The 14800-nt window shown below is 67.6% G+C and carries 16 protein-coding genes and 1 pseudogene; 10 read left to right on the forward strand and 7 right to left on the reverse strand.

From position 1 onward, the window contains the following. Window positions 1-12: 12 nt before the first annotated feature. The 6 genes from sdhD to AB6A66_RS04960 form a co-directional block, all read right to left on the reverse strand. Entirely contained in the window at window positions 13-384 is a 372-nt protein-coding gene (sdhD, locus tag AB6A66_RS04935) for a succinate dehydrogenase, hydrophobic membrane anchor protein (RefSeq protein WP_371037388.1), read from the reverse strand. 11 nt (window positions 385-395) lie between these two features. Beyond that, on the reverse strand, window positions 396-779 hold the full coding sequence (gene sdhC / locus AB6A66_RS04940; RefSeq protein ID WP_371037389.1) for a succinate dehydrogenase, cytochrome b556 subunit: 384 nt from the start codon (window positions 777-779) through the stop codon (window positions 396-398). 352 nt (window positions 780-1131) lie between these two features. After that, window positions 1132-2184: a MaoC family dehydratase gene (locus AB6A66_RS04945; protein ID WP_371055010.1), complete on the reverse strand. Its 1053-nt coding sequence runs from the start codon at window positions 2182-2184 to the stop codon at window positions 1132-1134. Between the two features lie 2 nt (window positions 2185-2186). Beyond that, a complete protein-coding gene (locus tag AB6A66_RS04950; protein ID WP_371037391.1) occupies window positions 2187-2390 on the reverse strand; it encodes a DUF1737 domain-containing protein in 204 nt (67 codons plus the stop codon). A gap of 4 nt (window positions 2391-2394) precedes the next feature. Continuing rightward, a complete protein-coding gene (locus AB6A66_RS04955; protein ID WP_371037645.1) occupies window positions 2395-2940 on the reverse strand; it encodes an NnrU family protein in 546 nt (181 codons plus the stop codon). Between the two features lie 42 nt (window positions 2941-2982). Further along, complete coding sequence (locus AB6A66_RS04960; protein ID WP_371037392.1) at window positions 2983-3840, reverse strand: CoA ester lyase; 858 nt, start codon at window positions 3838-3840, stop codon at window positions 2983-2985. Between the two features lie 184 nt (window positions 3841-4024). Between AB6A66_RS04960 and AB6A66_RS04965 the strand changes: the two genes are divergently transcribed. After that, window positions 4025-4333: a hypothetical protein gene (locus AB6A66_RS04965; RefSeq protein WP_371055011.1), complete on the forward strand. Its 309-nt coding sequence runs from the start codon at window positions 4025-4027 to the stop codon at window positions 4331-4333. Here the strand turns inward: AB6A66_RS04965 and AB6A66_RS04970 are convergent. Next, on the reverse strand, window positions 4330-5082 hold the full coding sequence (locus AB6A66_RS04970; RefSeq protein WP_371037394.1) for a sulfite exporter TauE/SafE family protein: 753 nt from the start codon (window positions 5080-5082) through the stop codon (window positions 4330-4332). The genes AB6A66_RS04965 and AB6A66_RS04970 overlap by 4 nt on opposite strands. A gap of 141 nt (window positions 5083-5223) precedes the next feature. Between AB6A66_RS04970 and mdh the strand changes: the two genes are divergently transcribed. From mdh to AB6A66_RS05015, 9 genes and pseudogenes are all read left to right on the forward strand, one after another. Then, window positions 5224-6186: a malate dehydrogenase gene (gene mdh / locus AB6A66_RS04975; protein ID WP_371055012.1), complete on the forward strand. Its 963-nt coding sequence runs from the start codon at window positions 5224-5226 to the stop codon at window positions 6184-6186. Window positions 6187-6487: 301 nt separating this feature from the next. Beyond that, a complete protein-coding gene (gene sucC, locus AB6A66_RS04980; protein WP_371055013.1) occupies window positions 6488-7681 on the forward strand; it encodes an ADP-forming succinate--CoA ligase subunit beta in 1194 nt (397 codons plus the stop codon). Between the two features lie 3 nt (window positions 7682-7684). Further along, window positions 7685-8023, forward strand: a complete 339-nt coding sequence (locus AB6A66_RS04985) for a hypothetical protein (protein ID WP_371055014.1) — start codon at window positions 7685-7687, stop codon at window positions 8021-8023. A 1-nt stretch (window position 8024) separates the two neighbouring features. Continuing rightward, window positions 8025-8906 (forward strand): succinate--CoA ligase subunit alpha, encoded by an 882-nt coding sequence (gene sucD, locus AB6A66_RS04990; RefSeq protein WP_371055015.1) that lies wholly within the window; start codon window positions 8025-8027, stop codon window positions 8904-8906. 29 nt (window positions 8907-8935) lie between these two features. Next, complete coding sequence (locus AB6A66_RS04995; protein ID WP_371055016.1) at window positions 8936-9469, forward strand: DUF805 domain-containing protein; 534 nt, start codon at window positions 8936-8938, stop codon at window positions 9467-9469. After that, the gene (locus tag AB6A66_RS05000; protein WP_371055017.1) at window positions 9466-9996 is read left to right on the forward strand and encodes a DUF805 domain-containing protein; all 531 of its coding nucleotides are present in this window, start codon (window positions 9466-9468) and stop codon (window positions 9994-9996) included. The genes AB6A66_RS04995 and AB6A66_RS05000 overlap by 4 nt, the downstream gene beginning before the upstream one ends. After that, the gene (locus AB6A66_RS05005) at window positions 9993-12962 is read left to right on the forward strand and encodes a 2-oxoglutarate dehydrogenase E1 component (protein ID WP_371055018.1); all 2970 of its coding nucleotides are present in this window, start codon (window positions 9993-9995) and stop codon (window positions 12960-12962) included. The genes AB6A66_RS05000 and AB6A66_RS05005 overlap by 4 nt, the downstream gene beginning before the upstream one ends. 7 nt (window positions 12963-12969) lie before the next feature. Continuing rightward, window positions 12970-14400 (forward strand): annotated as a pseudogene (gene odhB / locus AB6A66_RS05010) (2-oxoglutarate dehydrogenase complex dihydrolipoyllysine-residue succinyltransferase); the annotation flags it as partial. A gap of 25 nt (window positions 14401-14425) precedes the next feature. Then, window positions 14426-14749 (forward strand): 2-oxo acid dehydrogenase subunit E2, encoded by a 324-nt coding sequence (locus tag AB6A66_RS05015; RefSeq protein ID WP_371055156.1) that lies wholly within the window; start codon window positions 14426-14428, stop codon window positions 14747-14749. Window positions 14750-14800 lie beyond the last annotated feature (51 nt).

Here is a 14800-nt window from a genome sequence, read left to right on the forward strand (position 1 = left end):
TGCTCCGTTATCTCAAAGCGCCAGCTTCGCCACGGCGAAAATGCCGACGGCGGCGGCCGCGTAGCTGAGGCAAATCATCGCCACGATCAGAACCTTCTGACGCGTGCCGTGGACATAGTCCTCGATCAGGGTCTGAACACCGCCCCGGAAATGGTAGAAGCCGACGAGGAGGGTGAGGATCGCCACCATGGCCGGGAACGGCTGCTGGTAATAGGCCACGACCTCCGCATGGGGGCGGCCCAGCGCCTGCCCGAAGGTGAAGATGAAAAGCGGCACGAGCCCGATCAGGGCCGCCGACGAGACGATCATGCTCCAATGATGGTCGGTTCCCGTCTTTGCGGCGCCCGTGCCCTCGGCACGCTTGCGTGCGGTCAGAATATGCATGGCGATCCCCCTCAGATCACGAAGACGGTGGCGAGCGTGAGCACGACCGACCCGCCGATCATCACATAGCCCATCATGTAGGAGCTATCGAGGTCGAGGCCGCGCCCGCTGTCCCAGACGAGATGCCGGATGCCCCCGAGCGTGTGATACCAGAGCGCCCAGAGCGACAGGAACATCACCAGATCGCCGAACCAGCTCGTCAGCACCGCGTCGGCTCGCGCGAACGCCTCGGGAGAGGTCGCGGCGGCGAGAAACCACCAGACGACCAGAAGCGCGGCCACCAGAAGCGCATTTCCGGTGATGCGCACGAAGATGGACGTCACCGATGTGAGCTGCGGGCGGTAGATCTGCAGGTGGGGCGAGAGCGGGCGGTTGCCTCTGTTGACGTCGGCCATGGCATGTCCTTTCGGTCTGCTGCCCAACTGATAGCGCATTTTTCGGCGCTGTCATGGGGGCAAAGCCACGCCATCACCGGAAAATCTGCGCAACGCAACCTCTTCGGGGCCGTTCGTGATCACTGAGCGATATCATGTGATCGCAAATTTTCACCTGTCTTATCTGCGTCTTCGCGTGGCCATGGCGCACGATGCGGTGCATGCGGGCCGAGCGCGCAAGGATTCGGATGCGGCCTGGGACGGCCCCGCCCTTCGGCGCAAGGAGGCCGGCACAGCCTGTGATCACGCCAGTCCGGTCTCGGCGGCACCCGGATCCCCCGGTGCCCCCGATCGCCGGCCCGGCCTTCGGCGATCACATCGGCATGAACGCCCAGTAGTCGAGGTCCAGAAGGACATCCGGCAGATACTTGCCGTCCTCGCCCTTGAGCGTGAAGGGCGCGCCGCCTTTCGTCGCCACCAGACGCAACCGGATCGCGCCGACGCCGGGCGCGGGCGTCTCGGCCATGTCGAGCACCTCGGACCAGGCGCGCACGGTGTCGCCCGCGAAGCAGGGGTTCGCGTGCGCGCCCGCGTTGATCGCCGCGATCATCTGCGCGTTGGCGAGACCGTTGAACGAAAGCGCGCGCGCCATGGAGATGACGTGCCCGCCATAGATCAGCCGCTTGCGATCCTCGCGCGGCGTGGCGTCGAAATGGGTCTTGGACGTGTTCTGCCAGAGCCGCGTCGCCATCATGTGCTCGGCCTCTTCCAGCGTGACGCCGTCCACATGGTCGATCGTTTCGCCGACCTCGTAGTCCGACAGGCGGTGCGGTTCTCCGGCGAGGCCGAAATCATACTGGGTGAAGTCGAGCCCGGCCGGAATGACCAGGTCGCCCGGCGCGACATGCGGCGCGGTCTCGGGCACCACCGCTTCGGGGGCCGGCGTCCCGGGGTCCTTCTTGCGCACCATGACCCAGCGCTTGAACTCCATCACCGGAAGCCCGTGCTGGTTGAAGCCCGTGGTCTTCACGTAGACCACACCGGTCTTGCCGGAGGAGTTCTGCTTCAGCCCGATCACCTCGGACGAAGCGCGCAGCGTGTCGCCGGCATAGACCGGCCGCAGCCAGCGCGCCTCGGCATAGCCGAGATTCGCCACGGCGTTGAGCGAGATGTCGGGCACCGACTTGCCGAAAACGATGTGAAAGGCGGCCAGATCGTCCACCGGGCTGGCCGGAAGGCCGCAGACCCGCGCGAACTCGTCCGACGAGTAAAGCGCGTGGCGCGCCGGGTAGAGCGCGTGGTAGATCGCCCGCTCGCCGCCCGAGATCGTGCGCGGCACGGCATGGGGGATCACCTCGCCCACGGTGTAATCCTCGAAGAAGCGGCCCGGGTTGGTCTTCAGCCGGCTGGGCTTGTCCTTCGGCATGCTCACTGCTCTCCCAGCTTCATGTCGGGGTGGTAGGTGCCTTCCACCTCCTTCACCACCGCCTGCCCGCAGCGCATCACGCCGTTGCTTTCGTCGTAGGCATAGGCGGGGGCGCCGTAGAGATCCCAACCGGCGTTCAGCGCGGCGGTCACCTTGTGGCAGAAGGCGGAGGTGTCGTCGGCGGTCAGGAAGCGGTAGAGGCGCATCGCGTCACCCGAATGCCGGATAGCCGAACCAGTAATGCGCCCAGGCGATCAGGCCGTAGACCACCAGCGTGCCGACGACGGCGCCGATCTCCTTGCCCATCGAGGCGGGCGGCGGCGGCGCCGGACGCTCCGTCGCGCGATTGATCAGGATGACCTCCCACACGGCCCAGCCGAGCAGCCCGCCGAACAGGATGAGCGAGGGAAGATCGCCGTTGACGAGCAGATGGCCCACCGCCCACGCCTTGACGGCGGTCAGCTGCGGGTGGCGGATCCGGGCCGTGATCCGCGTCTTCATCCCCGAGGCGGCGAAGAGGTACACGGCGAAGAGGTTGAGCAGGTTGTTGATGCCCACCGTCGCCGGGTGACGCCCCCACCAGACATCGCCGTAAGCTCCGCGATAGCCCACGATCATCAATGCCAGCGCGACCAGAAGCAGCACGGCGACCACGCCCTTGCCGGTCTCGCCCATGCCGGCGCGCGTGTCGGGTGCAAGGCGCTTGAACGTGTGCGCCCCGATCCAGAGGATCACGCCGAGGATCAGTAACGTCAGTGCCATCGCGGCTCTCCCTGCCCTGTCGGTCGCTACCCTAGATCAATGCGCGAGCGCCGCAATGGCCTCTGCCTTCGCGAGCATCCTGCGGGCGGTTTCGACATGCAGGTTCTCGACGATCCGGCCGTCCAGCACGGCCACGCCCTCGCCGCGCGCCTTGGCGTCCCGGAATGCCGCGATCTGGCGGCGCGCGAGGTCGATCTCTTCCGCGCCCGGGGCGAAGACGGCGTTGGCGGTGGCCACCTGCGCGGGGTGGATGAGCGTCTTGCCGTCGAAGCCCATGTCGCGGCCCTGTTCGCACTCGGCGCGCAGCCCGTCCTCGTCCCGGAAGTGGTTGAAGACGCCGTCCACGCAGACCTTTCCCTCGGCCCGCGCCGCCATGAGCATGTGCTGCAGCGCCTGGAGCATCGGCAGCCGGTCGGCGCGCATGGCGCAGCCCAGCTCCTTGGCGAGGTCGTTGGTCCCGGCGACGAATCCCCCAAGGCGCGGATGCGCCGCGATGGCCTGCGCGTTCAGGACGCCGCGCGGCGTCTCCATCATGGCCCAGATCGGCACGTTCGCGCCCAGCGCGTCGGCCGCGGCGTCGAGCTGCGCGGGGTCATCGACCTTGGGCAGCAGCAGCGCGTCGATATCGGCGCCGCGGATCGCCTCGATGTCCGCCGCGCCCCAGGCGGTCTCCAGCCCGTTGACCCGGACGATCCGCGCGCGCTTGCCGTATCCGCCCGCGTCGAGCTCGGTACGCAACGTGCGCCGGGCCTCTTCCTTGGCATCGGGCGCCACCGCATCCTCGAGATCGAAGATGATGGCGTCCACCGGCAGCGACCGCGCCTTCTCGAGGGCACGCTCCTTCGAGCCGGGAATGTAGAGCACGGACCGGTAGGGGCGTGAGCGCGGGTCCATCGAAGCCTCCCGTAACAAAGTTGCGCGGTAGAGCGCATTTTCTTGGCAGATGTTCAAGCCCCTTTCTGCTGCAATGCGGCAAAACCGGCCCCGCAACGGCTGCGCCACGCGCCCTTCGGCCGCCGTTAACGCCTTCTCCGGATCTTCACGGCGACGTCGCGCCCCCATCGAAGGAGATCCCGCCATGATCCGGCATGCCCTCGTCCACGCCACCGGCCTCGCGCTCATGGCGCTTGCCGCGACCACCGTCGAGGGCGAAGCCTTGCCCGGCTGCGGGCCGCGGGACGCGATGCTCGAGGAACTCGCCCGGGGCTGGGGCGAATCGCGTCGCGCGGCGGGTCTCGCCTCCGGGGCGCTCGTCGAGCTTTTCGCCAACCCGGACACGGGAAGCTGGACGCTCACCGCGACGACGGCCGCGGGCCGCACCTGCCTGCTGGCATCGGGAGGGGCGTTTTCCGCCCACGACGCGCCGCCCCCGGGCCGCGACGGCTAGGTGAGCGCGTCCCAGATCAGCTTCGCGCCGGTCAGCGTGAGCAGCGTGTAGGTCAGCAGGAAGAAGGCGCGCTCCGGCACGAGGAAATGCGCCTTCACGCCGAGCCAGGCGCCAAGCACCGCGAAAGGGGCGAGCGCGGCGTTCGCCATGAGCGTCTGGGCAGTGAAGATGCCGAGGACGCCGTAGGGAATCGCCTTGGCGATGTTGAGCGCCCAGAAGATCAGCACCGTTGTCGCCTGATAGGTCGTCTTGTCGGGCCGCCCCGCAAGCAGGTAGACGGCGGCCGCCGGGCCGCCGGCATGGCTGACGAAGCTCGTGAAGCCCGCGGTGAGCCCGGCCAAGAGCCCCCAGCCCCGCCCCGGGCGGCGCGCGGCGGGCCGGATGACGCCACGCGTTTCCAGCACGCGCCAGGCGACGAAGGCCAGGCTGATCGCCCCGATCAGGAGCCGTATCAGGTCGTCGTCGGCCACCCGCCAGAGCGCCGCCCCGAGCGCGACGCCGGGCAGGCCGCCCAGGATGAGAAGCCGCGCCGCCGCCGGATCCCAGCGCCGCCAGTAAGGCGGCAGCGTGACAAGATCGATCAGCATGAGAAGCGGCAGCATGATGCCGAGCGCCTCGCCCGGCGGCATCACGAGGGCCAGGACCGCGGCGGATGCGAAAGCCGCGCCCGAGCCGAAGCCGCCCTTCGAGACGCCGGCGAAGACCACCGCGAGCGCCGCCAGCACGAAGATGCCCGGATCGTTCAGCATCGCCCCCTCCCCGCACGCAACACGCGTCGTGGTTCAGGCTTAGCCGCTCGGGCGGGCGCGCGACAGCCCCGCTCCGCTCTTGCGATGCGCTGCGCGAGGCTCTAGGCCATGCGGCGTCTGCAATCGACCGGAGAGACTTTCATGGCCAGACCCAAGATCGCCCTGATCGGCGCGGGGCAGATCGGCGGCACGCTCGCCCATCTCGCCGCCATCAAGGAGCTCGGCGACGTCGTCCTGTTCGACATCGCCGAAGGCACGCCCGAGGGCAAGGCGCTGGACATCGCCGAATCCGGCCCCGTGGAGCGCATCGACGCCGCGCTCAAGGGAACGCAGGATTACGCCGACATCGCCGGCGCCGACGTCTGCATCGTGACCGCCGGCGTGCCGCGCAAGCCCGGCATGAGCCGCGACGACCTTCTCGGCATCAACCTCAAGGTGATGAAGGCGGTCGGCGAAGGCATCCGCGACAACGCCCCCGACGCCTTCGTGATCTGCATCACCAACCCGCTCGACGCGATGGTGTGGGCGCTGCGCGAGTTCTCGGGCCTTCCGCACGAGAAGGTCTGCGGCATGGCCGGCATCCTCGACAGCGCGCGCTTCCGCCACTTCCTGAGCGTGGAGTTCAACGTCTCGATGAAGGACGTGACGGGCTTCGTGCTCGGCGGGCATGGCGACACGATGGTGCCGCTCGTGCGCTATTCCACCGTGGCGGGCATCCCGCTGCCGGATCTGGTGAAGATGGGCTGGACGACGCAGGAAAAGCTCGACGCGATCGTGCAGCGCACCCGGGACGGCGGTGCGGAGATCGTGGGGCTGCTGAAGTCGGGTTCCGCCTTCTACGCGCCCGCCGCCTCGGCGATCGAGATGGCCGAAGCCTATCTCAAGGACCAGAAACGCGTGCTGCCCTGCGCGGCCTATGTTTCGGGCGCCTATGGCCTCGACGGCATGTATGTCGGCGTGCCCACGGTGATCGGCGCGGGCGGCATCGAGAAGGTGGTCGACATCGCGCTCAACAAGGACGAGCAGGCGATGATGGACAAGTCCGTCGACTCGGTGCGCGGCCTCGTGAAGGCGTGCAAGGAAATCGACGAGACACTCGCCTGATACCGGCGCGACGCCCGCTCCCGGGCCCGCCCCATGGCGCCGGCCCGGGAGTGGTCTGCCGCGCGGCGCGGGCACATGCGCCCGCGCGGACACGAGAATTGTTCCGCGGAGCGCCCGGTCGGAAGCGATTCTTGCCGGCACGGGCGCACCGACGCCAGTTTCGTGATCACACCCCGAAAATGCGTGATCACAAACCTCCCCAAGAATGCACAAAACCGCGTGACAGACCAGAAAACGGTTTCGACCGGGTGCGACAATATGAGTATACCGGGACAAACGAACCGTGACGGGACAGTGCTGAATGAACATACATGAATATCAGGCCAAGGCACTTCTGCGGGATTACGGCGCGCCGGTGAGCGACGGGCGCGTGGTGCTGAAGGCCGAGGATGCGAAGACCGCCGCCGGAGAGCTCGACGGCCCGCTCTGGGTGGTGAAGGCGCAGATCCACGCGGGCGGTCGCGGCAAGGGCCACTTCAAGGAGGACGGCGCCGGCGAGAAGGGCGGCGTGCGCCTCACGAAGTCGGTGGAGGAGGCCGCCGAGGAGGCGCGCCGGATGCTCGGCCGCACCCTCGTCACCCACCAGACCGGCCCCGCGGGCAAGCAGGTGGGGCGCATCTACATCGAGGACGGCTCCGGCATCTCGCGCGAGCTCTACCTTGCGCTCCTGGTGGACCGGCAGACGAGCCGCGTGTCCTTCGTCTGCTCCACCGAGGGCGGCATGGACATCGAGGAGGTCGCCGCGTCGACGCCGGAGCGGATCCTGTCCTTCTCGGTGGATCCGGTGACCGGATACCAGCCCTTCCACGGCCGCCGCATCGCCTTCATGCTGGGCCTCGAGGGCAAGCAGATCAAGCAGTGCGTCGGCCTCATGGGCACGCTCTACAGGCTCTTCGTGGACAAGGACATGGAGATGCTGGAGATCAACCCGCTCATCGTGACGGACGAGGGCGAGCTGAAATGCCTCGACGCCAAGATGAGCTTCGACTCGAACGCGCTCTACCGGCACGCCGACATCGCGTCGCTGCGCGACGAGTCCGAGGAGGATCCGAAGGAACTCGCCGCGTCGAAATACGATCTCAACTACATCGCGCTCGACGGCGAGATCGGCTGCATGGTGAACGGCGCCGGCCTCGCCATGGCGACGATGGACATCATCAAGCTCTTCGGCGCCGAGCCCGCGAACTTCCTAGACGTGGGTGGCGGGGCCACCAAGGAGAAGGTGACGGAAGCCTTCAAGATCATCACGTCGGACAAGAACGTGAAGGGCATCCTCGTGAACATCTTCGGCGGCATCATGCGCTGCGACATCATCGCCGAGGGCGTCGTCGCCGCCGTCAGGGAGGTGGGGCTCGAGGTGCCGCTGGTCGTCCGGCTCGAGGGCACGAACGTCGCGCAGGGCAAGGAGATCATCAACACTTCCGGCCTGAACGTGATCGCGGCGGACGACCTGTCCGACGCGGCGCAGAAGATCGTCAAGGCGGTCAAGGGGTAGAAGATGCTCCGACGATTGCTTCCAGTCGCTGTATTCGCTGCATTGGCGACTTCAGCGTCTTCACAAGAACGTTGGGAGGAATACTGGGCCTGCGAAGCCAACGTTCTGGCGAACGTTGAACAGGCTGAACCATCCGTCTGGGACGGCGCCAAGCTAATCGCCGAAGCACTGTGCATGTTCGCTGCGACAGACTTGGCAAACGACATGGTCAATTCTCGAGATTATCTGCAAGAACAGCCACCAGGGGATGCTTTTTCAAGCGCTCTTTCTGTCATCCGCAGAGAAACAGCAATAAAGCTCTACAGACAAAGAGAGCTCCGATTGGGGCTTGGGAGAAATTAAAATGGCAGTTCTCGTCGACGAAACCACCAAGGTGATCTGCCAGGGCTTCACCGGCAGCCAGGGCACCTTCCACTCCGAGCAGGCCATCGCCTACGGCACGAAGATGGTGGGCGGGGTGACGCCCGGGAAGGGCGGGCAGGAGCATCTGGGCCTGCCGGTCTTCAACTCCTGCCACGAGGCGGTGCAGCAGACCGGCGCGAACGCCTCGGTCATCTACGTGCCCCCGCCCTTCGCCGCGGATTCGATCCTGGAGGCGATCGACGCGGGCATCCCGCTCGTCGTCTGCATCACGGAAGGGATTCCGGTGCTCGACATGATGAAGGTCAAGCGCGCGCTCGAAGGGGCCACGACCACGCTGATCGGGCCGAACTGCCCCGGCGTGATCACGCCCGACGCCTGCAAGATCGGCATCATGCCGGGCCACATCCACAAGCGCGGGAAGGTGGGGGTTGTAAGCCGTTCGGGCACCCTTACCTACGAGGCCGTGAAACAGACGACGGATGTCGGCCTCGGCCAGTCCACCTGCGTGGGCATCGGCGGCGATCCCATCAAGGGGACCGAGCACATCGACGTGCTGGAATGGTTCCTCGCCGACGACGAGACGGAAGCGATCATCATGATCGGCGAGATCGGCGGCTCGGCCGAGGAGGACGCCGCGGACTTCCTGAAATCCGAGGCGAAGAAGGGCCGCTCCAAGCCGACGGCGGGCTTCATCGCCGGGCGCACCGCGCCCCCGGGGCGGCGGATGGGCCACGCCGGCGCCATCGTCGCCGGCGGCAAGGGCGGCGCCGAGGACAAGATCGAGGCGATGAAGTCGGCCGGCATCGTCGTGGCCGACAGCCCCGCCGGGCTGGGCGAGGCGGTGCTGAAGGCCATCGGCTGAGCGGGAGTGCCGCGAAGGAGGCACGTAGCATGGGGTTTTCGGAGGCAGTCCGGAACTGCCTGGGCAAATACGCCACCTTCTCGGGCCGCGCGCGGCGGCCCGAATACTGGTGGTTCTTCCTTTTCGTGATGCTGGGCGGCCTCGTGGCGCGCCTGGTCGACGGGGCGCTTTTCGGCTTCGGCACGCCGCAGGCGCCCGAGACCCGCATCGTCGGCCCGCTCTTCAGCCTCGCGATGTTTCTGCCGCTGCTCGCCGCGGGCTGGCGGCGTATGCACGACACCGGCCGGCCCGGGTGGTACCTTCTGATCCCGATGCTGATTTCCCTGGCGATCCTGTTCTTCGCGGGCTTCGGGCTCGCGGCGCGCATGGCCGGGGACGGGCCGGGCGCCGGGCCGGGCGCGATGATGCCTGGCATGGGTGCGGGGCTGGCGGCGGCGGCCGCGATCGCGCAGCTCGCGGCCTCGATCCTGATCTTGTGGTGGCTGACGCGGCCCTCTCAGAAAGGCCCGAACGACTACGGCCCCGAACCGAGGGTCCGGCCCGTCACGGAGGCGCCGGCATGAGTTTCGCCGACGCCGTCACCACCTGCCTGCGCAAGTTCGCCACCTTTTCCGGGCGCGCGTCGCGCCCCGAATACTGGTGGTTCACCCTTTTCGTCGTCGGGGGAAGCCTTGCGCTGAGCGTCCTCGACGCGGCGATCTTCGGGGCCCGGGCCGTCGAGGTCGCCCCCGGCGTGATCGAGTACCGGAGCGAGGGCGTCCTCGCGACCGGCTTCTTTCTCGTCACCCTGTTGCCCGGTCTCTCCGCCGGCTGGCGACGGATGCATGACAGCGGGCGCTCGGGCCTGCACCTTCTCTACCCGCTCATCGTGATGGTGGGCATCGGCGGCTTCGCGAGCGTGGTGTCCGGCCTCGACGCGGTGCTTGCCGGCGATCTACGCGCGATCCTTTTCGGCGCGAGCGCGATCGTCATGCATGTCGCCTTCCTGATCTTCCTGATTTCCCCCCTCATCGTCGTCTACTGGCTGACCCGGCCGTCCGAGCCCGGCTCCAACCGCTTCGGCCCCAACCCACAAGAGGTGCGCCCATGACCGAGCAAAGCCCGAACGATCTCTTCAAGGCCTCGAGCTTCATGCAGGGGCAGAACGCCGAGTATCTCGAACAGCTCTACGCGCGCTACGCGGAGGACCCCTCCGCGGTGGACGAGGCCTGGGCCGCCTTCTTCCAGGAGCTCGGCGACCCCGAGGCCGAGGTGAGACGGGAGGCCGAGGGCCCCTCCTGGGCGCGGCGGGACTGGCCGCCCACGCCCGCGGGCGAGCTCATCAACGCCTTCGACGGGCAATGGCCCGAAGCCGAGGCGCGGGCGGAGGCCAAGGCCGCCGGCGACAAGATCCGCGAGAAGGCCGAGGCGCATGGCGTGGAGGTCACCGACGACCAGGTGCAGCGCGCCGTGCTCGACTCGGTGCGCGCGCTCATGCTGATCCGCGCCTACCGTATCCGCGGGCATCTGGCCGCCGATCTCGACCCTCTCGGCCTGCGCGCCAAGACCGACCACCCGGAACTCGACCCCCGGACCTACGGTTTCACCGAGGCCGACATGGACCGGCCGATCTTCATCGACAACGTGCTGGGGCTGGAGATCGCCTCGATCCGCGAGATCCTCGACATCGTGAAGCGGACCTACTGCGGCACCTTCGCGCTGCAGTACATGCACATCTCCAACCCCGAGCAGTCCGCCTGGCTGAAGGAGCGCATCGAGGGCTACGGCAAGGAGGTCAAGTTCACCCGCGAAGGCCGGCGCGCGATCCTCAACAAGCTCGTCGAGGCCGAGGGTTTCGAGAAGTTCCTTCACGTCAAGTACATGGGCACCAAGCGCTTCGGCCTCGACGGCGGCGAGGCGGTGATCCCGGCGATGGAGCAGATCATCAAGCGCGGCGGCGCGCTGGGCTTGAAGGAGGTCGTCATCGGCATGCCCCACCGCGGGCGGCTGTCGGTACTGGCCAACGTGATGGGCAAGCCCTACCGCGCCATCTTCAACGAGTTCCAGGGCGGCAGCTTCAAGCCCGAGGAGGTGGACGGCTCGGGCGACGTGAAATACCACCTCGGCGCTTCGTCCGACCGCGAATTCGACGGCAACTCGGTGCACCTGTCGCTGACGGCGAACCCCTCGCATCTGGAGGCCGTGAACCCGGTGGTGCTGGGCAAGGCGCGCGCCAAGCAGGACCAGCTCAACGACGCCGAGCGCCGCAAGGTGCTGCCGGTGCTGCTCCACGGCGACGCGGCCTTTGCCGGACAAGGCGTCGTGGCCGAATGCTTCGGGCTTTCCGGCCTCAAGGGGCATCGTACCGGCGGCACCATGCATATCGTCGTGAACAACCAGATCGGCTTCACCACGGCGCCGCATTATTCGCGCTCTTCGCCCTACCCCACCGACATCGCGCTGATGGTCGAGGCGCCCATATTCCACGTCAACGGCGACGACCCCGAGGCGGTGGTGCACGCCGCCAAGGTCGCCACCGAGTTCCGCCAGAAGTTCGGCAAGGACGTTGTCATCGACGTGATCTGCTACCGGCGCTTCGGTCACAACGAGGGCGACGAGCCCATGTTCACCAACCCGCTGATGTACAAGGAGATCAAGCAGCACAAGACCACGCTGTCGCTCTACACCGAACGGCTGGTGCGGGACGGCCTGATCCCCGAGGGCGAGGTCGAGGACATGAAGGCGCAGTTCCAGTCGCTGCTCGCCGACGAGTTCGAGGCCGGCAAGACCTACCGCCCGAACAAGGCCGACTGGCTGGATGGCCGCTGGTCGCACCTCGACCGCGAGGGCAAGGAATACCAGCGCGGCGACACCGCGATCTCCGAGAAAACGCTGGAGGACGTGGGCGTCGCGCTCACCCGCGTGCCCGAGGGCTTCAACCTCCACAAGACCGTGGGGCGCCTTCTCGAGCACAAGAAGCAGATGTTCGAGACAGGCACGGGCTTCGACTGGGCGACGGCCGAGGCGATCGCCTTCGGCTCACTTCTCCTCGAGGGCTACCCGGTCCGCCTGTCGGGGCAGGACAGCACGCGGGGCACCTTCAGCCAGCGTCACTCCGCGCTCGTCGATCAGGACACCGAAGAGCGCCATTACCCGCTCAACGCCATTCGCGAGGGCCAGGCCCGCTACGACGTCATCGACTCCATGCTGTCGGAATACGCGGTGCTCGGCTTCGAATACGGCTTCAGCCTGGCCGAGCCCAACGCGCTGACGCTGTGGGAGGCGCAGTTCGGCGACTTCGCCAACGGCGCGCAGATCATGTTCGACCAGTTCATCTCGTCGGGCGAATCGAAGTGGCTGCGCATGTCGGGGCTCGTCTGCCTCTTGCCGCACGGCTATGAGGGCCAGGGCCCCGAGCACTCCTCGGCGCGGCTCGAACGCTTCCTTCAGATGTCCGGTCAGGATAACTGGATCGTGGCCAACTGCACGACGCCGGCCAACTACTTCCACATCCTGCGCCGCCAGCTGCACCGAAGCTTTCGGAAGCCGCTCATCCTGATGACGCCGAAATCGCTGCTGCGGCACAAGCTCGCCGTGTCGGATGCCGAGCAGTTCGTCACCGGCTCAAGCTTCCACCGCGTGCTCTGGGACGATGCCGAGAAGGGCAACTCCGACACCCGGCTCAAGCCCGACGCCAAGATCCGCCGCGTGGTGATGTGCTCGGGCAAGGTCTATTACGACCTGCTGGAAGAGCGCGACGCGCGCGGCATCGACGACGTCTACCTGCTGCGGGTGGAGCAGTTCTATCCGTTCCCGGCGATCTCGGTGGTGAAGGAGCTCGAGCGCTTCAAGCAGGCCGAGATCCTCTGGTGCCAGGAGGAGCCGAAGAACCAGGGGGCCTGGACCTTCATGGAACCCAACCTCGAATGGGTTCTGGGGCGCATCGGCGCCGAGCACGGGCGCCCGCGCTATGTCGGCCGCCCCGCGAGCGCCTCGCCCGCCACCGGGCTCGCCTCGCAGCACAAGAAACAGCAGGAGGCGCTCGTCGACGAGGCGCTCTCCATCGAAGGAAAGTGAGATAAAGATGACTGTCGAAGTCCGCGTGCCGACGCTCGGAGAGAGCGTGACAGAGGCCACCGTCGCCACCTGGTTCAAGAAGCCGGGCGACAGCGTCACCGCCGACGAGATGTTGTGCGAGCTCGAGACCGACAAGGTCACGGTGGAGGTGCCCGCGCCCACCGACGGGGTGCTCGAGGACATCGTCGCCCAGGAGGGCGAGACGGTGGGCGTCGACGCGCTGCTCGCCAATCTCGCCCCGGCCGGCGAGGTGGACAGCACCGAGATCAAGCCGCGCGAGACGCCTGCCGCGTCCGAAGCGGGCGCCGGGAAGGCCGGCGACGCGGGCGGCGATGACGACGGCGGCGCGGGGGACAGCGCGGACGTGATGGTCCCCGCGCTGGGCGAAAGCGTGACCGAGGCCACCGTCTCGACCTGGTTCAAGAAGACCGGCGACAAGGTCGAGCAGGACGAGATGCTTTGCGAGCTCGAGACCGACAAGGTCTCGGTGGAAGTGCCGGCGCCCGCCTCCGGCGTGCTGTCCGAGATCCTCGCCCCCGAAGGCGAAACGGTGCAGGCCGGCGGGAAGCTCGGCGTGATCTCGGGCGCGGCGGGCGGCGCGGCCCCCACGCCCGCATCGGATGACACGGCCCGGACGGACAAGCACGAGACCTCGCAAGAGACGGCCGGGCAGCGTGCGGACGTGGAAGACGCGCCGGCCGCGAAAAAGGCCATGGCCGAGGCGGGGCTGTCGCGCGACGCGGTCACCGGCACCGGCCGCGACGGGCGCGTCATGAAGGACGACGTCGCCAAGGCGGCCGCCGCCGGAAGCGCCGCGAAGGCCCCCGCGGCCCCCGCGCAGGCCCCGCGCGCCCCGGTCCCGGCCGAGGATGCCGGGCGCGAGGAGCGGGTGAAGATGACCCGCCTGCGCCAGACCATCGCGCGCCGCCTCAAGGATGCCCAGGACACGGCGGCGATCCTGACCACCTACAACGAGGTGGACATGTCGGCGGTCATGGACCTGCGCTCGGAATACAAGGACCTCTTCGAGAAGAAGCACGGCGTGCGGCTCGGCTTCATGTCGTTCTTCACCAAGGCCTGCTGCCACGCGCTCCGCGAGGTGCCCGAGGTCAACGCCGAGATCGACGGCACCGACATCGTCTACAAGAACTTCGTCCATATCGGCATCGCCACGGGCACGCCGCAGGGCCTCGTGGTGCCGGTGATCCGCGACGCCGACGCCAAGTCCTTCGCCGAGCTCGAAAAGGAGATGGCGGAAAAGGCGAAGCGCGCCCGCGACGGCAAGCTCTCGATGGCCGAGATGCAGGGCGGCACCTTCACCATCTCCAACGGCGGCGTCTACGGCTCCCTCATGTCCTCGCCGATCCTCAACCCACCGCAATCGGGCATCCTGGGCATGCACAAGATCCAGGACCGGCCCGTGGTGGTGAAGGGCGAGANCCTTCGCCGAGCTCGAAAAGGAGATGGCGGAAAAGGCGAAGCGCGCCCGCGACGGCAAGCTCTCGATGGCCGAGATGCAGGGCGGCACCTTCACCATCTCCAACGGCGGCGTCTACGGCTCCCTCATGTCCTCGCCGATCCTCAACCCACCGCAATCGGGCATCCTGGGCATGCACAAGATCCAGGACCGGCCCGTGGTGGTGAAGGGCGAGATCGTGATCCGCCCGATGATGTACCTCGCGCTCAGCTACGATCACCGCATCGTGGACGGCAAGGGCGCGGTCACTTTCCTCGTGCGCGTGAAGGAGGCGCTCGAAGACCCGCGGCGGCTCCTGATGGACCTGTAGGCGGGCCTTGCGTGTCCGTCGCAAAGATCATCGCCCGCGTGCACGGGGCGT

Origin of the sequence: Rhodosalinus sp. K401, assembly GCF_041365735.1 — a bacterium.
Taxonomy (GTDB): Bacteria; Pseudomonadota; Alphaproteobacteria; order Rhodobacterales; family Rhodobacteraceae; genus Rhodosalinus.